18 protein-coding genes are annotated in these 17,698 nt (G+C 50.9%); 9 read left to right on the top strand and 9 right to left on the bottom strand.

The features are described from left to right. Positions 1-134: 134 nt before the first annotated feature. The gene (gene ung, locus ACFOE0_RS03675) at positions 135-803 is read left to right on the top strand and encodes a uracil-DNA glycosylase (protein ID WP_248935404.1); all 669 of its coding nucleotides are present in this window, start codon (positions 135-137) and stop codon (positions 801-803) included. A 57-nt stretch (positions 804-860) separates the two neighbouring features. Here ung and ACFOE0_RS03680 read toward each other — a convergent pair whose 3' ends face one another. Beyond that, positions 861-1,415 carry a type II secretion system protein gene (locus tag ACFOE0_RS03680; protein WP_380711694.1) on the bottom strand — a complete coding sequence of 185 codons (555 nt, stop codon included), beginning with the start codon at positions 1,413-1,415 and terminating at the stop codon, positions 861-863. Positions 1,416-1,552: 137 nt separating this feature from the next. Then, positions 1,553-2,524 carry an octaprenyl diphosphate synthase gene (ispB, locus tag ACFOE0_RS03685; RefSeq protein WP_248935403.1) on the bottom strand — a complete coding sequence of 324 codons (972 nt, stop codon included), beginning with the start codon at positions 2,522-2,524 and terminating at the stop codon, positions 1,553-1,555. 278 nt (positions 2,525-2,802) lie between these two features. Between ispB and rplU the strand changes: the two genes are divergently transcribed. From rplU to ACFOE0_RS03710, 5 genes are all read left to right on the top strand, one after another. Beyond that, complete coding sequence (gene rplU / locus ACFOE0_RS03690; protein WP_115136185.1) at positions 2,803-3,114, top strand: 50S ribosomal protein L21; 312 nt, start codon at positions 2,803-2,805, stop codon at positions 3,112-3,114. 15 nt (positions 3,115-3,129) lie between these two features. After that, complete coding sequence (gene rpmA, locus ACFOE0_RS03695) at positions 3,130-3,384, top strand: 50S ribosomal protein L27 (protein ID WP_115136184.1); 255 nt, start codon at positions 3,130-3,132, stop codon at positions 3,382-3,384. A 159-nt stretch (positions 3,385-3,543) separates the two neighbouring features. Next, positions 3,544-4,710 (top strand): Obg family GTPase CgtA, encoded by a 1,167-nt coding sequence (cgtA, locus tag ACFOE0_RS03700; protein WP_248935402.1) that lies wholly within the window; start codon positions 3,544-3,546, stop codon positions 4,708-4,710. A gap of 122 nt (positions 4,711-4,832) precedes the next feature. Then, the gene (folA, locus tag ACFOE0_RS03705; RefSeq protein WP_248935401.1) at positions 4,833-5,315 is read left to right on the top strand and encodes a type 3 dihydrofolate reductase; all 483 of its coding nucleotides are present in this window, start codon (positions 4,833-4,835) and stop codon (positions 5,313-5,315) included. A gap of 151 nt (positions 5,316-5,466) precedes the next feature. Then, entirely contained in the window at positions 5,467-5,850 is a 384-nt protein-coding gene (locus ACFOE0_RS03710; protein ID WP_248935400.1) for a DUF3718 domain-containing protein, read from the top strand. A 78-nt stretch (positions 5,851-5,928) separates the two neighbouring features. Here the strand turns inward: ACFOE0_RS03710 and ACFOE0_RS03715 are convergent, their stop codons facing one another. From ACFOE0_RS03715 to lptD, 7 genes are all read right to left on the bottom strand, one after another. Beyond that, complete coding sequence (locus ACFOE0_RS03715; protein WP_248935399.1) at positions 5,929-7,953, bottom strand: methyl-accepting chemotaxis protein; 2,025 nt, start codon at positions 7,951-7,953, stop codon at positions 5,929-5,931. Between the two features lie 205 nt (positions 7,954-8,158). Then, the gene (locus tag ACFOE0_RS03720) at positions 8,159-8,983 is read right to left on the bottom strand and encodes a symmetrical bis(5'-nucleosyl)-tetraphosphatase (RefSeq protein WP_248935398.1); all 825 of its coding nucleotides are present in this window, start codon (positions 8,981-8,983) and stop codon (positions 8,159-8,161) included. A gap of 15 nt (positions 8,984-8,998) precedes the next feature. Further along, a complete protein-coding gene (gene apaG, locus ACFOE0_RS03725; protein ID WP_115136178.1) occupies positions 8,999-9,379 on the bottom strand; it encodes a Co2+/Mg2+ efflux protein ApaG in 381 nt (126 codons plus the stop codon). A 46-nt stretch (positions 9,380-9,425) separates the two neighbouring features. Continuing rightward, positions 9,426-10,232, bottom strand: coding sequence for a 16S rRNA (adenine(1518)-N(6)/adenine(1519)-N(6))-dimethyltransferase RsmA (gene rsmA / locus ACFOE0_RS03730; protein WP_248935397.1), 807 nt, complete (start codon positions 10,230-10,232; stop codon positions 9,426-9,428). Between the two features lie 11 nt (positions 10,233-10,243). Next, entirely contained in the window at positions 10,244-11,227 is a 984-nt protein-coding gene (gene pdxA / locus ACFOE0_RS03735) for a 4-hydroxythreonine-4-phosphate dehydrogenase PdxA (protein WP_248935551.1), read from the bottom strand. Positions 11,228-11,231: 4 nt separating this feature from the next. Continuing rightward, the gene (surA, locus tag ACFOE0_RS03740; protein WP_248935396.1) at positions 11,232-12,530 is read right to left on the bottom strand and encodes a peptidylprolyl isomerase SurA; all 1,299 of its coding nucleotides are present in this window, start codon (positions 12,528-12,530) and stop codon (positions 11,232-11,234) included. Between the two features lie 139 nt (positions 12,531-12,669). Continuing rightward, positions 12,670-14,982, bottom strand: coding sequence for an LPS assembly protein LptD (gene lptD / locus ACFOE0_RS03745; protein ID WP_248935550.1), 2,313 nt, complete (start codon positions 14,980-14,982; stop codon positions 12,670-12,672). 120 nt (positions 14,983-15,102) lie between these two features. Here lptD and ACFOE0_RS03750 point away from each other — a divergent pair, with 120 nt between their 5' ends. Genes ACFOE0_RS03750 through djlA form a run of 3 tightly spaced genes read left to right on the top strand, consistent with a single transcriptional unit; the run spans position 15,103 to position 17,637 of the window. Beyond that, positions 15,103-16,149: an aminoglycoside phosphotransferase family protein gene (locus ACFOE0_RS03750; RefSeq protein ID WP_248935395.1), complete on the top strand. Its 1,047-nt coding sequence runs from the start codon at positions 15,103-15,105 to the stop codon at positions 16,147-16,149. A gap of 3 nt (positions 16,150-16,152) precedes the next feature. Further along, entirely contained in the window at positions 16,153-16,827 is a 675-nt protein-coding gene (murU, locus tag ACFOE0_RS03755; protein WP_248935394.1) for an N-acetylmuramate alpha-1-phosphate uridylyltransferase MurU, read from the top strand. A gap of 30 nt (positions 16,828-16,857) precedes the next feature. Next, the gene (gene djlA / locus ACFOE0_RS03760; RefSeq protein ID WP_248935393.1) at positions 16,858-17,637 is read left to right on the top strand and encodes a co-chaperone DjlA; all 780 of its coding nucleotides are present in this window, start codon (positions 16,858-16,860) and stop codon (positions 17,635-17,637) included. The last annotated feature ends 61 nt before the right edge of the window (positions 17,638-17,698 follow it).

Genomic DNA, 17,698 nt, shown 5'->3' on the forward strand with positions numbered 1-17,698 from the left:
CGCGACAAGATAGCACGCTGCAAAAAGTCGTTCCAGAACACTGATCACGTCTGTGTAAAAACTCACCTCCTGCTTGCCACCGACAGGCGGGGGTTTTAATCTTGTCGCCGAATTATATTACCCAGGAAGTTGTTATGAGTTTGCCCGCCGGCTGGCCGGATTTTATTAAGTCCCAGGAATCACAGGATTACTTTAAAGCCTTGCAAGCCTTTGTTGATGCTGAGCGCGCATCAGGAAAAGCTGTCTTTCCTCCTGCAGAGGAGGTCTACAGCGCTTTCGAATTAACGCCTCTGGATAAGGTTAAGGTGGTTATTCTTGGCCAGGATCCATACCACGGTCCGGGACAGGCCCACGGCCTGTGTTTTTCGGTTAAGCCGGGAATAAAGACGCCGCCGTCTCTGGTCAACATGTATAAAGAGCTGGCGACTGATATTCCTGGTTTCACAATTCCTGACCATGGCTATCTGGAGTCGTGGGCAAAGCAGGGGGTTTTGATGCTTAATACCGTATTGACGGTTGAGCAGGGTAAGGCCCATTCCCATGCAAAATCGGGCTGGGAAACTTTTACTACAGAGGCGATGAGGTTGCTGAATGAACAAACTCAGCCAATTATCTTTGTGCTCTGGGGCAGTCATGCCATCAAGAAAGGGAGGGTAATTACTGCATCACATCATCATGTGATTTCGGGTCCTCACCCTTCGCCTTTGTCCGCTTATCGCGGATTCTTCGGTTGCGGACACTTCTCCAGGGTGAATCAGCTGTTGAGTGACAGAGGTGAGTCTCCAATTGATTGGCAGGTGTAGTTGTTCTTCTCTTGCCTATAAAAAACGCCGCATCTCGAATGCGGCGTTTTTGTTGAATCAGTTGGGAATAGTGGTCGTGACCTCACCTGTGTTGGCGTTGTAATAGATCTTGTAGCCGGGATCTTCACCGAGAACATAATCGCACTGGGCCGGTGAGATATAGCTTGCCCTGTAATCCGCATCAGGGTCGACGCCAGCCCGGGAGACAGTAGGCTCACCATAGGCAAACAGTATCTGCCAGACAGAGACACAGTCTTCAACATTATCCAGGTTGGGGAAGGCTTCCTGAGGGCCCAGATAATGTTGGGCAGGCCAACCATTGGCGTTGATATCTATGGTACCCGAGCGATCAGGTGCATCGTGGTATAGAGGAAAGTCTTCCAATGGGCCTGAGGCACCTTTGGCTATCCAGCCCGCATGGGCGAGATTCACTGCAGATTTAAACGCGCCGCCGGTAGCCTTGACGGTGGAGGCCAGAGCATCAGATTGCAGATTGATAAATTTGGGAGCAGCGGTGACAGCTAAAATTCCCAGGATGATAATAACCACCACAAGCTCAATCAGTGTAAAGCCATGGACTGAGCGGTTGATTTGTAAGTCTTTCAGCTTAATTTCCTACCACTTTGTAATTATCTTTGTGGAAGCTTATCAGTTGTCAATTGCCAAGAGAAGGTGGTGGCTGAGATAGATGGCCATTCTTTATAACGAAAAATGCCGCACTATGGCGGCATTTTGCAGGAGTTTGGCTATTAGTGATTGCGGGCAACAGCCAACTTGGCCAAAGAGATAAGCGCCGTTTTAAAGTCGGTATCAGGCAAAGGAGCCAGGGCGGCGATAGCTTTATCAGACTCTTCCACCGCACGCTGATGGGTATAGTCCAGCGCGCCACAGTGGTTCAGTGCATGGATAATAGCGTCGATATCATTGGTGCCATCACCTTGTTCGATGGCATTACGAATCATCGCCTTCTCTTGATCATTACCGTGGGCAATCGCATAAATCAGCGGCAGGGTTGGCTTACCTTCGGCAAGGTCATCACCAATATTCTTACCCAGCTCTTCGGCATCGGCGGTGTAGTCGAGCAGGTCATCAGTCAATTGGAAAGCTGTGCCCAGATACTTACCGTATTCACCCAGCGCCGCTTCCCATGAACTCTCCGCGCCGGCTACCACGGCAGCTAGTTTGGTGGCTGCTTCGAAAAGCTTGGCAGTCTTACAGTAAATAACCCGCATATAGCTTTCTTCTGTGGTATTGGGATCGTTGCAGTTCATCAACTGCAGTACTTCCCCTTCTGCCAGTACGTTGGTGGCATCAGCCAGTACTGTCAGTACCTTCATATTTTCCAGTTCGGTCATCATCTGGAAAGAACGGGTATAAAGGAAGTCACCTACCAGCACGCTGGCGCTGTTGCCAAACATGGCGTTGGCAGTTTCACGGCCGCGGCGCATGGTGGACTCGTCAACCACATCGTCGTGCAGCAAGGAGGCTGTGTGAATGAACTCCACAATAGCTGCAAGCTTAAGATGAGCTTCGCCTTCATATTGGATAGAGCGGGCTGCCAGTACAGTCAGCAGAGGGCGCAATCGCTTGCCGCCACCATTAATAATGTAGAACCCCAACTGATTAATAAGGGCAACATCAGATTCGAGTTGCTTGTAGATCAGCTGATTGACCGCTTGCATGTCGGCGTCCGCCAATTGGCGGATGGCATTTAAATCCATATAAAGACTCTGGTTTACTGAAGGGCCACGGAATGCTGCCCGAATTTCGGCGAAAGTGCTATGATATCGCAGATTTTACCGAAATTAATCCCCCAGGCCAGCACCTGCTGAGGCTTTGTGCTGCTGGATGCGATCTTTTTTTAATCTTTGAGTAAAAAGGGTTGCCTGAGGTGCGTTCTTCGCGTAAACTCCGCGCCCATTGTCAATAAAGTTTTTATGGCGACTGCCCCCTGCCTGTATGGCTGGCCAGTACGTCAAATGTTTGGAGTAAAATAGCTATGTACGCTGTTTTTCAAAGTGGTGGTAAGCAGCACCGTGTGTCTGTAGGCCACACTCTGCGTCTGGAAAAAATTGAAGTAGCTACCGGTGAAACCATCGAGTTCGATCAGGTTCTGTTGGTTGCTGATGGCGAAAACGTGAAAGTTGGTGCTCCACTGGTTGAAGCTGGCAAAGTTGTTGCCGAAGTAATCAGCCATGGTCGCGGCGAGAAAGTAACTATCCAGAAGTTCAACCGTCGTAAGCACCACGAAAAGAAGATGGGCCACCGTCAGTGGTTCACCGAAGTTAAAATCACTGCTATCAACGCTTAATTAGGAGTCTAACTCATGGCACACAAAAAAGCTGGCGGTTCTACTCGTAACGGCCGCGATTCAGAAAGCAAACGTCTTGGTGTTAAGCGCTTTGGCGGCGAGTCTGTTCTGGCTGGTAACATTATCGTTCGTCAGCGTGGCACCAAGTTCCACGCAGGTGTAAACGTAGGTGTTGGTCGTGACCACACTCTGTTTGCTCTGACTGACGGTAAAGTTAAGTTCGAAGTTAAAGGTCCTAACAACCGTAAGTTCGTTAGCATCGAAGATTAATCTTCGACCTTAAATCGAATCCTGAAGCCCCGCCATTGGTGGGGCTTTTGTTTTGTCTGGTTACTGTATTCTGCCATTGTAGGGTACAGACTGTGATTGTTTGGCGTAGCTTGGGTTCAGCGGTATAATTTCCCACAATTCTTGGCGCCAGGAGTAAGTATGAAGTTTGTCGATGAGGCAGTGATCCGCGTCGAAGCGGGTGATGGTGGCAGTGGTTGTGTCAGTTTCCGTCGCGAAAAGTATGTGCCGGACGGTGGTCCAGATGGCGGTGACGGTGGTGACGGCGGTAACGTATTTCTGCAGGCCGATGAAAACCTTAACACTCTGATCGATTATCGTTTTGAACGATTCCATATGGCTGAGCGTGGTGAAAATGGCCGCGGCCGTGACTGTACCGGTAAAGGCGGTGTAGATCTGGTGCTGAAAGTGCCTGTGGGTACCCGTGCGACCGATGAAGAGACTGAGGAAGTGTTGGGCGACCTGACCACCCATGGTCAAAAGCTGCTGGTTGCCAAAGGTGGTTTCCACGGTCTGGGTAACACTCGCTTTAAGTCCAGTACCAACCGTGCCCCACGTCAAAAGACTCTGGGTACCCCGGGTGAAGTACGCAGCCTGCGCCTTGAGCTGATGCTGCTGGCTGACGTCGGTCTGTTGGGTATGCCGAATGCCGGTAAGTCTACCTTTATCCGTGCTGTATCCCGTGCCAAGCCAAAAGTCGCTGATTATCCGTTTACCACTCTGGTTCCAAATCTGGGTGTGGTAAACCCTCGTCCAGGTCAGAGCTTTGTTATTGCCGATATTCCCGGTCTGATCGAAGGCGCAGCTGATGGTGCTGGTCTGGGTATTCGCTTCCTCAAGCACCTTGAGCGTTGCCGTATTCTGCTGCACATTCTGGATATTGAACCGATTGATGGCAGTGATCCAGTTGAAGCTGCACGCGCTATCGTGGGTGAACTTGAAAAGTATTCTCCAAAGCTGGCTGGTAAGCCACGTTGGTTGGTATTCAACAAGACTGACCTGATGCTGGAAGAAGAAGTTCAGGAAAAAGTCGACCGCATCGTTGCAGAGCTGGGATGGGAAGGTGAGGTATACACCATGTCTGCCTATGCCCGTGAAGGCACTCAAAAGCTGTCAGAAAAGCTTATGGACTTTATCAAGAGCCTGCCGCCTGAAGATGAAGATCAGGATCCAGATGCAGACGTTGAATTCAAGTGGGATAACTACCACCAGTCCAGCATGGAAGATGCAAACCAGGACTATGATGACGACTGGGACGATGATTTCGACGATGATGATTACGACGTTGAAGTCGTATACGAACGTTGATAATCGTTTGAGTATTAAAGGGCAATGTCACTGACATTGCCCTTTTTGTTTACTTTGGCGGTGCAAAAAACTGAGGGAATTTGCTAACCTGCGCCCACGCTTTCCCCCATCAAGGAACTGAAATGAAGATAGCCATGATTGCCGCTATGGCTCACAACCGTGTTATCGGCAAAGACAATCAGATGCCATGGCATCTGCCGGACGACCTGAAACACTTCAAGGCGGTCACCATGGGTAAACCTGTGGTGATGGGTCGTAAAACGTTTGAGTCCATTGGGCGTCCTTTACCGGGCCGGCAGAATATCGTTATCAGCCGCAATCCGGAGCTGCAGATTGAAGGCGTCACCTGTGTGACCTCCTTTGAGGCTGCGAAACAGGCCGCAGGCCAATGCGATGAGTTGATGGTGATAGGGGGCGGACAACTTTATGGGGAGCTGTTACCTGTGGCCGATATTCTCTATCTCACTGAGATAGCGCTCGATGTTGATGGCGACACTCATTTCCCCCAATGGAACCCGAATGAGTGGGATGAAACAGAGCTGGGAAAAGGCGCCAGTGACAAAGGGTTAGGCTATCGCTTTGTAAAATTGATAAGAAAGTGTTAATTTTTGGCGCGATTCGCCGATAAAGCTCTGTACAGTTGTGGCATCGTCATGGGAGGCGGGTGTCTGTACACGGCATTTATCCGTGAATTAACACGACAAATAAGCCGGGCATGCCCGGTTTATTTATATAACAAGAAACAAGGAGAATCAGATGCGTATATTGCCTGTGGCAGTGGCAGCTCTGTTGGTGGCCGGGGGAATGGCCAAAGAGGCAGCCGCCAGCGATATGTTGGTGGCTAATATCTGCGAATATGTGAAGTCAGACGACAGAAACCTGCTGCGTAAAAAGCTGAAAGAAAGCCGGATGAAGTTACGGCAGGTCTATGATGGCATTAAGTGCGATGGTCATAGCCTGGTGCGTTTCGCCATGGTTTCCGGTGCCAACGAGTCGGGAGAGTTTATTGTATCTCGCCTGCCATCTTCCAAACTGAAAAAGCCTGAAGCAGATGGCATGACAGTGGGTGCCTGGGCAGAGTCCCAGGGGCACGGTGCCAGCCCTATTGCAGCTGCGGTAAAAGAACGTATCGGTGGCTGATTCTCCTATTGGTAGATACAAAAATACCGGACTTGATGTCCGGTATTTTTATGCCTGGGTTTTGGAGAGTATCCTGGATTAGACCCTGAACTCCCTGACTGAACTTTGCAGTTCTTCTGCCAGTTTGGCCACTTCAGCACTTGAGATGGCTGTCTGCTCTGCACCGGTTGCACTCTCTTCTGAGATAGCCGCAATGTGGTCCAGTTTAACGGACACATCCTGACTGAGCTGGCTCTGTTCGTTGGCGGCATGGGTAATTTGATTACCCGCATCAAATGCCCTGTGGACTGAGTCGCTGATGGCGGTCAGAGCTTCATTGGCTTGCTCTGTTTTCTCAACACAGGCCTGAGCCTGGGCACGGCCATTTTCCATCACTGCCACAGCTTCCTGAGTGCCTTTCTGCAGAATTTCAATCATCTGATGGATCTCCTGAGTGGAGTCCTGAGTGCGTGATGCCAGGCTACGCACCTCATCTGCTACCACGGCGAAGCCACGCCCCTGTTCACCGGCTCTGGCAGCCTCAATGGCGGCATTCAAAGCCAACAGGTTGGTCTGATCGGCGATACCCCGGATAACATCCAGGATGGTGCTGATAGACGCGCTGTCCGCATGAACCTTATTGATGACCTGTCCGGCTTTGGCAACCTCATCAGCCAGGTGCTGAATAATCTGCTTGTTTTCGTCGGCGATGGTTTGCATGTGCTGAGCTTCGGCATCCGCTTTTTCGACCTGTTCAAGGGCGGACGTTGCACTTTGCGCCACATCATGGGAACGGGCATTCAGCTCTGTGGTAGCCTGAGCAATAAGGTTAACCTGACTTCTCTGCTCCTGAATTCCCGCCTCTGTCTGGGTGGTGATGGCTGAGGTTTCCTCTGCCGCCGCAGCCAGCTGAGTAGAACGGTCAAGAATTCCCTGGATAAGGCCGCGCAGACTGTCTATCAGACGATTACAGTTTCGAGCCAGCTCACTGAATTCATCATGACCTGAATCGTCGAGCTTATGGGTAAGATTACCGCCGGCCAGTACATCCAGAGCATGATTTACCTTGGACAGAGAGCGGCGCAATGGGCCAATGACTGCCATGCTCACAACGACTGCGACCACAACGGCAATCAGCATTAGCATCAGTGTCTGGACACTTCCCCGTTCGATAGAGCTGATCGCTTCGGCGCTGAGGTTGTCAGTGGAAGTTTCAATTTCCGCGCTGATGGTGGTCATCAGCGCTTCTATATTGGCAGCTTCGGTTTCAATTTGTCTGAGATCTGCAGTTGCTTGCTCCTGATTGGTTAACTGTCTGGCCTTGTCCTGAATCAAACCATCCTGATTGTTGATGGTTTGCAATACGCTTTTAAGTCCTGCGTCGATATCTGAAAGTGAAGCTGACAGTTTGCTCATGGTTTCGCCGTGACGCAGCAGATAGCTGAGCTTACTTTCAATATCACTGGTCAGATAGTTGAGGTCGTTGACGATAAGGTCGTATTTTTCCCTGTCCTTGGCGGCGACCAATTCGTACAGGGTGCTGACTACTGTGGTGAGGTTGTTGTCTACTGCGACGGCTGAGGCTGCAATGCGGCGTTCAGCATCATTGCTGCTGGTTTCAAGATCTATGATATCCAGCAGATTGGAAGTGACATCATCCAGCTCATACTCAAGGTCGTCACGACGGTTGTTCAGCTGTTCTTTCAGCTTGAGTGAGGCCTGATGATCCTGAATAAGCTTCTGAGCCCGGTCACTGAAGTCTGTGTAGCCCTGTGAAAGTCGCTGCAACTGGGCGCTGATTTTAGACTGTTGTGCCAGCAGGCGCTGTAGCTTGCTCAGCTGCTCCTCGATAGCCTGATGTTGCTGATTGCGCTGCTCTGCCTGGGCAGGAATATCAGCAGAAGCCTGACTGTGATAGAGGCTTAACAATACTCTTTGCTGGCTTGATAGATTGGCGGCAATTTGGTTGGTCGTGATCAGCGAGGGCATGCTGATCTCTTTAAGGCTGGAGGTAGTGTGCTTGAGGTTATTTTGGGTGAGCAGGGAGTCTCCTCCCAGTACAACCAGCAACAGGGTGACAATACTGAAACCACCAATGACCCTGGTCGTCATATTGATTTTCATAGGTTACTCCGGTTCTTATTCTGTTCTACCCAAATGAAAATGCATTGCGCCCTGCGGTACCGGAAATTTCGACATCCGTGACGAAATAGTCACTGACCCAATTTGGCGGCGGGCGTGACTTGACTCAGTACGAGGGAAGATTTTCACCATTGGGATAGGCTCCCAATGTGGCCGACTAATACTATCGGCCGAACTCGGAGGAAGTTTAACTTCTTTTTAACGCGTTTTGGGTAATTTTTTCACCGGTTTCAAGATGAAGAATGGTCATGTGCTCACCCCAGCAACAGCCTGTATCCAGCGCCTGGAAGCGATCTGAGTGAGTCTCTCCCATCAGTGCGGCCCAATGACCGAACACTATTTTTGTGGTTTCGGGCAGGGAAGAGGGGAAGTTGAACCAGGGAGCGAGATCCCCATGAGTTCCTGAAGAGGGGGGCATCTTACAGTCAAAGTCCAGGCGGCCGTCAGCGTGAAGAAAACGCATGCGTGTAAGCGCATTGATGCAGTAAACACGGCGTTTTAGCCCTTTGAGTTCCGGTGACCAGGTATCCACATCTGTGCCATACATTTCGGCGATAAGTGCAGTCAGGTAATCGGGCCGTTTCAGTGCCTTGCTAACAAATGCAGACTCCTTCAACAAGGTGTCCAGATCCCATTGCGGAGGAACACCTGCGTGGGTGACCACCAGATCCTGCTGAGGTAAGTGATGAACCAGTGGCTGCTCACGCAGAAAATCGATCAGATAACGGATATCTTCGGCCTGCAGCAAAGCGTCGAGTTTGTCGCTGGGTTTTGCTCTTTTCAGTCCGCCCTGGACGGCCAGTAGATGCAGATCATGATTACCCAGCACAGTATGGGCAGCGCCCTCATGTTGGGCGAAGAAGCGTAATACATCCAGAGAACCCGGTCCTCTGGCAACCAGATCACCAACGGCCCATATTTGATCTCTGGATGGATTGAATTCCACCTTGGCGAGCAGGCGCCTGAATTCGTCGTAGCAACCCTGCAGGTCGCCTACAAAATAGTGTGCCACTACAACTCCTGTAAATCAGTGCAGCAGGCCGGGCACGGCCAGTCGAAACGCAGGGATATTGGCTTTGAAAACCTGACCATCAGAGGACAGCATGTCATAGCTGCCTTCCATAACACCCAGCGGGGTTTCGAGTACTGTACCACTGGTATATTGATAGGAAGTATTGGGGTCTATAGTGGGGGTTTCACCGACGACACCACTGCCCTGAACTTCGCTGGTACGGCCATTGGCGTCAGTGATGATCCAGTGTCTGCTTTCCAGCTTGGCTGGAGCTGCACCTTCATTGAAGATAGTGATGGTATAGCTGAACAGAAACTTGTCCTGTTCCGGGTCAGATTGCTGTTCTATGTACTCGGTTTCCACTTCGATTCTGATGCTGGCTTCCAATGCGGTCATCTTTCTATCCTGGTTATGAAGTGGGCGCCCAAAGGCGCCCGGCAAATCACTTTTGCTTGTCACAAAGCAGGTTGGCCATGGCCACATACTGCTCAACACTGATCTCTTCCGGACGACGGCTGGCGTCAACACCCAGAGTTTCGAAATCACTGTCGCTCAGCAGTTGCTTGAGGTTATTTCTCAAGGTCTTGCGGCGCATGTTGAATGCAGTGGAGCACAGGTGGCGCAGTACACTGACATCCTGACATGGGAATGGCTTGGTCTCATAAGGAACCAGACGAACCACGGCAGAGTCCACTTTTGGTGGAGGTGTAAAGCAGCCAGGCGGTACTTCCAGTACAGGTACAACCTGACAGAAATACTGAGCCATTACGGTCAGTCGACCATAGGCTTTGCTGCCAGGCGCTGCCGACAGGCGCAATACCACCTCTTTTTGCAGCATAAAGTGCATGTTCTCAATCTGTTCGGCATATTCAAACAGGTGGAACATCAGTGGGGTAGAGATGTTGTAAGGCAGGTTACCGAACACTTTCAGCTTTTTACCCGGTACCAACAGCTTGGAAAAATCAAACTGCAGAGCATCGCCCTGATGGATCTCCAGCTTATCTTTCAGGGTTGGATGAACCTTGAGACGTTCAACCAGATCTTTATCCAGTTCAACTACGGTCAGCTTGTCGATTGCTTCCGCAACCGGCTCAGTCAATGCCGCCAGACCCGGGCCAATTTCGACCATGACATGGTCATTGTCCGGTGCGATGGCACCCACGATACGATTAATTACGTTGCCATCGGTCAGGAAGTTCTGACCAAAGCGTTTTCTGGCCGTATGGCCTAAATGGACTTTATTGCTCATTAACTCAGATTTCAGTTCTTTGAGGCCAGTTCAATGGCCTTATTCAGGGCACAGACAAAACTGCCTGTGTCGGCCTTTCCTGTGCCTGCCAATTCCAGTGCTGTACCATGGTCGACCGAGGTGCGGATATAGGGCAGCCCCAGCGTAATGTTGACGGCTTTGCCGAAGCCCTGCGCTTTGAGCACAGGCAAACCCTGGTCATGGTACATGGCCAGCACAACATCGGCATCCTGCAGATATTTGGGCTGGAACAAGGTATCTGCCGGCAGCGGGCCGACGATACTGATCTGCTCTTCTCTGAGCTCATTAAGGGCTGGAATCATCACATCCAGCTCTTCCCGACCCAGGTGTCCGTCTTCACCCGCATGGGGGTTAAGGCCGCAGACATAGATACGGGGATCGGCAATACCAAATTTGTTGACCAGATCATCGTGCAGAATGCGGATGATATGGTGCAGACGATCACGGGTAATTGCCTTGGCCACATAGGCCAGGGGTATATGTGTAGTCACCAGAGCAACCTGTAATCCCGGGCAGGACAACAGCATCACCACATCCTGGCAGTTAGCCTGATGGGCAAAAAACTCGGTGTGACCACTGAAAGAGATACCGGCCTGATTGATGATACCTTTATGCACAGGACCTGTGACAACGGCATCAAACTCTCCGGCAATATTCTTCTCACCTGCATAGCGCAGGGTTTCCACTACATAGGCGCTGTTTGCCTCGTCAAGCACACCGCATTTGGCTTCTGCCTCAAGACTAAAAGGCACAATCGTTAAGGTGCCAGCTTCCTGCGGCTTGGGTGCCTGACCCGGCTGGTAGGGTCTGAACTGCAGCGGTAACCCGAGCATTTTAGCTCGGGCTTTCAGTAGTTTGGGATCTGCGCATACAATCAATTCAGCGTCCCAGGCTTGCTGGGCCAACTGAACCACGAGATCCGGGCCTATCCCTGCCGGCTCTCCCGGTGTAATGGCGATGCGCTTGATATCCAATCTGTTACTCTCCGCTTTGGTCGTACACATGAATGTACGCATCACTGCGCATTTCGTCCAGCCAGTTCTGCAGCTCTTCGTTGAACTTGCGACGGAAGATCAGTTGGTGCGCGCGGTTGGTATTGAACTTGTCTGTTGCGTCGGATGTACGACGGTCTTCAAGTTGTACTATGTGCCAACCGTGACTGGAGCGGAACGGCTCACTGATTTGACCTTTTTTCAGCTCATTAAGCGTGTTGGCAAAGGCTGGAACATACAGGGTTGGCTCAGCCCAGCCCAGTTCACCGCCCTTGGCAGCACTGCCCGGATCTTCTGAATACTGACGGGCCAGGTCGGCAAAGTCAGCCTTGCCTTCGCGGATCTCTTTCATAAACTTATCCAGCATCGCCTTGGCTCTGTCTTCAGACAGAATCGGAGATGGCTTGAGCAGAATGTGACGGGATTTCACTTCATTGATTTCCTGAGTTTGCATACCGCGGATATCCATTACCTTGATGATATGGAAACCGCTGCCACTCTTGATGGGGCCAATGATATCGCCTTTCTTGGCACCATTGACCACTTCTGCAAACAAAGTAGGCATCTCATTGATGTTCATATAATCCCAAACACCACCTTCCAGTGCTTTGGGGCCGGAAGAGGCTGCGATGGCTACCTGACGGAAGTCGGCACCTTCGTTCAGTCGTTTAAGTACCGCATCTGCACGCTTCTGGGCACCTTCCAGCTCAGCGGAAGTTGGGTTGGAAGGCAGTTCAATCAGAATGTGGCCAATCTGAAACTCAACATTCTTCATGCCCTGTTCTTCGATCATTTTGACCAGCGCAGAGATCTCCTGAGGAGATATTTGGATACGACGCTGTACCTGAATGCGCTGGACTTCACCCAGGGTGATCTCTTCACGCAACTGCTCACGGTACTGGCTGAAGCTGATGCCGGATGACTCAACCGCCTGACGCAGCTGCGCAACAGTCATATTCTGCTCTTTGGCAATGTTCTCTATGGTTTGGTCGAGCTGCAGATCGCCGACATGCAGACCCATGCGATCTGCCATTTGTAGCTGCAGGCGGGTCAGAATAAGACGCTCGATAACCTGAGTGCGCAGCGCCTGCTCAGAAGGCAATGCCTGACCGGATTCGGCAGCATTACGCTTTACCTCGGAGATCATATTGTCGATTTCACTTTGCAGAATCACGCCATCGTTAATCTGCACTGCCACCGCATCCAGCTGTTGCTGGGCGGCAAAAGCCGTTTGGCTCATTACCAGGGTCAGAAAAGCTACAATCAGTCTGTTAATGGGTTTCATCCAAAAATCCTTGGCCTCATAAAATCAGGCCCTATGCCTGATTTGGTTTCGTTATTGGACTGCCGGTCCGCTAAGTGGTTCAGCAATCTATCACATTTTTATGCCCTTGAGGCGGGTTGGGCTCTCAATGGAGCCGGTTTCAGTTTCTTAGGTACAGTGGCTTGCGGTAGTTAAACAGGCCTTCGTTCAGCATGTCTGCTACGCCCAGTGGACCCGAGCCACCCAAGCCTTTTATCACAAAGTTCAGATACACACCGCTTTCAAACTGGTCACGGGGATCCGGTACTGTGGCGATATCATCGTCATAGTTGGTTTTAATACGGTAGTGATAACTCAGACGCACAGCCCAGCAGCAGGATTCATACTGAATACCTGTATAGGTTTCGATACTGCGGCTTTCATTCAGGTCATAGTACCAGTTGCCCACAAAGTAGAGGTCATCACGGATGGGCCAGGCACCACGAATACCCGCCTGGGATATGTCGACCCTGTCGTTGGTATTGGTGTTCAGCAGATCCGGAATGTAACGGTAGCTCAGCTGTACCAGCTTGTTGGCGCCGGGACGATAATCCAGAGTGAACTCAGACTTTTTATTGTCCTGCTCTTTGGTGTCGTACTGAACCGAACCACTGAAATAGAAATCTTCGTAAAGCTTGGCATCCATCTCGGCAGCCAGCACTGAGAATGACGGAGTTTCTTCCACCAGATCCGGCAGCAGGTTGACCTTATTGTCTTCCAGATAGAAGATTTGACCGATACTGAACTTCAGCTGCTCTTCGTTATGGTCGTCGAACAGGCGGCTGGTGACACCTAAAGTGACCTGATTGGCGTTGGCGATGCGGTCCAGACCGGCATATCTGCGGTCGCGGAACAAGCCGTAAAAGTCATCCTGCAGCGCGGCTGTATCGTACAGGCCAATATCTGACTGATCCTGATGTCCCACATACAGATACTGGATTTGAGGCTCCAGCGTCTGACGATAATTCTCATCAAACAGTTTGGTCTGACGTTCGAAATTAATCTGACCATAGAGGCGTGCCTGAGGAATGGTGCGGCTGACATGTTCACTCAGACCTGAGTCATTGGCAAAGTCACGCTGCCAGTAGTTGGTCTGATACAGCTTAAGTTCACTGACAAATGAGCCTGCCGGACCATAAATAGGGTAACTCAGCGACGGTTCAACATGCAGTCGGGTTGCAGTTGGAATTGTCTGGCCTGCCAGCGACAGCTCTCCTGCATCCTTGTGGGCGAAGTTGGTCACTTCTGATGCGAAAGAGAAGTCCAGATTCTGCCAGAGTGAAGGAGAGAAGTAGTTAAAGCTCACCTGAGGCATCACCTGATATGGCTCGTCGGTTTCGCCCAGAACCTTAATATCCTGCACACGAATACCTGCGTTCCAGTTGTTCTGGAAATAGGCAATCTCACCCACACGGGACAACTGGTTGTCAGTGGCCTGAGCCACGTCGGAGTTCAGGTCGTTAAAATAGTTGTTGTCTGACACATCTGTGTAGTCAGCCAATACCCGCCAGTTCTTATCGATGGCACCCTGATGATTCCAGTGGTAGAGGTAACGGTCAGGATTACCCGAAATACTTCTGTCTTTGTCCAGGTATTCCAGATTGATTTGGCCCTGCTGCGCATCCCCCGCCAGATAGCGGAATTCGTTTTTCAGGAACAGACCCCGGTTGGACATGTAATTTGGGGTAATGGTCATATCGTATTCAGGTGCGATATTCCAATACCAGGGTACAGCCACTTCCACACCATTGGTGGAGCTGGTGCTGAAGGTGGGGAACAGCAGGCCGGTTTTGCGCTTGTCTGAAACCGGCACTGTCATATAAGGCACATAGAGCACGGGAACGCCGGCGATTCTCAGTCTGGCATCCCAGATCTCACCCCATTCATCACTGGAGTCGATTTTGATCTTCTCGGCTTCCAGCAACCATGAGCTGTCACCCGGCGGGCAGGTGGTGAAATTGGTTTCGCTCAGCAGCAGATTATTGTCCGGGGTGATCTCCAACTCATTGGCATCACCATGCACCTGCTGGCCATGGAGCCAATACTGGGCGCCCTTAAGCGTGGCACTGTTATTTTGCATACGTGCCTGCAGAGACTCAGCCGTTACTGTGAAGGCACTGTCCTGAAATACCAGATTGCCATTGGCATCCAGCTGTTCATTCTCCTGGTCCAGTACCGCTTCATCAGCTTTAATCAAACGATTTCCCTGGGTCACAGTAACATCGCCGGAAAACCTGGCCTCCTTACCCATCTGAGCTTCAGAGTCCTGAGAGCTGATACGGATAACCTGGTTATTCTCATCGGTAGAGGGCTGAACTGCAGGAACCGGCACAGGCGGCTGGACAACACATTGAGATGCGCTCGGAGCGGGGGCTTCGCCTGCAATAACGAGTTGAGGTAACAGGCTCAGGGCCACAAGGTAACGGATCTGCATCTTGAACAATAAAATTTGTGATTTCTTTGTCTGGACAAAAATCGGAGGGAAAGGTTGCATCCAAGCGCTTGCAACTCAGTCAAACCAAGAAATTCATACTCTTGGCTGTTTCCGGATGTTATGGCGGGTATAATAAAGCAATTTTTCTCCAAGAGCCACGAGATGACCTTGTCTGACCCGAGATTTCTTTGTCTGCACCAATGGTTGCAGCAAGAGCTAGCCGCCGATTTTTCCATCGAACTTATCTCCGGTGATGCCAGTTTTCGCCGTTATTTTCGGGTTGTCACAGCAAAAAATACCCTGATTGCAGTGGACTCTCCTCCAGAGCTGGTTCCCATCAAGCCCTTTGTTGACATGGATCTGGCATTTGCCGATGCGGGGCTGAGCGTCCCTGCAATTATTGCAACTGATGAAGCTCAGGGATTGATGCTGCTTGAGGATCTCGGAGATACCCAACTGGGTATGCTGCTGACACGGGATAATGCTGCTGACTGGTATCAGCAAGCTCTGGATTTGCTTCCTGCGGTTTACCGGGTCACTGAGGCCGGAGCCAAAGCTTTGCCTGATTATGATGCCGCTTTTGTCCAACGTGAGCTGGATATCTTCAACGAGTGGCTCCTGCAGGCGCACCTGCAACTGGACCATGTGCCCCATGAATTACTTCAATCATGTTTTGACCTACTGATAACCAGCGCTATGGAACAGCCACAAGGCGGTATGCACAGGGACTATCACAGCCGTAATCTGATGGTGAAAGACAATCAGTTGATGGTGATAGATTTTCAGGATGCAGTCTGTGGCCCAATCAGCTATGACCCGGTTTCACTGCTGCGGGACTGCTATGTGCGTTGGGATGATGAGTTAGTCAGCGAACTGCGACAATACTATTTCAGCCTGCTCAGGCAACAGGGGATGCTGGAGGCTGAGGTCAGTGAGCAGCAGTTCAGTCGGTGGTTTGATTTGATGGGGCTGCAACGCCATATCAAGGCGGCGGGCATTTTTGCCCGACTTCACCACAGAGATGGCAAGAGTGGTTATTTGAAAGATATTCCACTGACCCTGACTTACATTGTTGATATCGCCAGACGCTATCCTGAGTTACAGGAACTGGGTGACTGGGTTGAAGCCGTAGTTGTTGCCGAACTTGATAAGAAAGGACAGTTGTAACCCATGAGAGCCATGATCCTGGCCGCAGGACGCGGTGAGCGTTTGCGACCACTCACTGATACCTGCCCAAAACCTCTGGTAAAAGCCTGTGGCAAGCCCCTGATTGAGTACCATCTGGAAAATCTGGCCCGCGCCGGATTCAGCACTGTGGTGATCAATCATGCCTGGTTGGGGCATATGTTGGAAGAGACGCTGGGGGATGGCAGTAGCTGGGGGCTGAAGATTATTTACAGCCCTGAAGGAACCGCACTGGAAACTGGCGGCGGCATCAAACAAGCACTGCCTCTATTGAGCCCAAATGGTCAGGACCCTTTTCTCGTCATCAATGGCGATATCTTCATCGATGACCTGCCATCAGATTTGGTGCTGCCGACAGGTAAACTCGCGCACCTGTTTTTGGTGAGCAACCCTGAGAATCATCCGAATGGTGACTTTGTGCTTGAGCAAGGTCTGGTTTCTGAGGATGAAGATAAACCCAGGCTGACGTTCGCCGGTATGGGCGTGTATCATCCGGCTCTTTTTGATGATTCACCGCAGGGAGCTTTCGGGACACCATTGTTGCTGAGAAAACAAATGCCATTGCAAAAGATATCGGGCACGCATTTTCAGGGATATTGGCTCGACGTAGGTACGCTTGAGCGGTTGAAGGGTCTGGAAGCCAGACTGACACATATCTAACTCTTACTCAGGATAATTACAGGAATTTCCATGCGCATTTGGGGGAAGTTTTTCGGCGTTGGCATAGGTTTTATGTTCGGCAAGTTTGCCGGCGCACTGCTGGGGTTGGCGTTGGGTCATTGGTGGGATACCCGGGCCGGTAAATTAAAAGCGATGCGCCGACATGGAAGTAATCGTCAGGCGGTATTTTTTAACTCTACCTTTGCGGTGATGGGGCATGTTGCCAAAGCATCGGGCCGGGTCACTGAGGATGATATTCGTCTGGCCAGCCTGGTAATGGATCAAATGCGTCTGGATGGACAGGCCCGTAAAGACGCCCAACAGGCATTCAGAGATGGTAAGGGTGCTGATTTTGATCTTAAAGGTTGCCTGCGGGCATTCCGGATCCTGACTCTGGGTCGCCCTGAGCTTTTGAAGATGTTTCTGGAAATTCAGATCCAGACCGCTTTGGCTGATGGCGAACTGCACCCGAGGGAGCAGCAGATCCTGCAGGTGATAGCCAAAGAGCTTGGGTTTAACGCAGCTGCATTGAATGAGTTGCTAAGCCGTTGGCAGGCTGAGTTCCGGTTTCGTCAGGGCGGCGGCTCTGCGGTGCAACCCATTGAAGAAGCCTATAAGGTGTTGGGGATTGCTGCCTCATCCAGCGATCAGGATGTTAAGCGTGCATACCGTAAACTGATGAATGAGCACCACCCCGATAAATTGGTGGCCAAAGGCTTACCACCTGAGATGATGGAGCTTGCCAAGCAAACTGCTCAGGATGTGCAAAAGGCTTACGATAGAATCAAGGTTGAGCGGGGAATGCGTTAGTCAATAGGGTCTGTTTACCTTTGGAGATGGTTTTTGCAGCTCTTTGTCGTTGTTTTATACA

This window comes from Shewanella submarina, from assembly GCF_042646185.1.
GTDB classification, from domain to species: domain Bacteria; phylum Pseudomonadota; class Gammaproteobacteria; order Enterobacterales; family Shewanellaceae; genus Shewanella; species Shewanella corallii.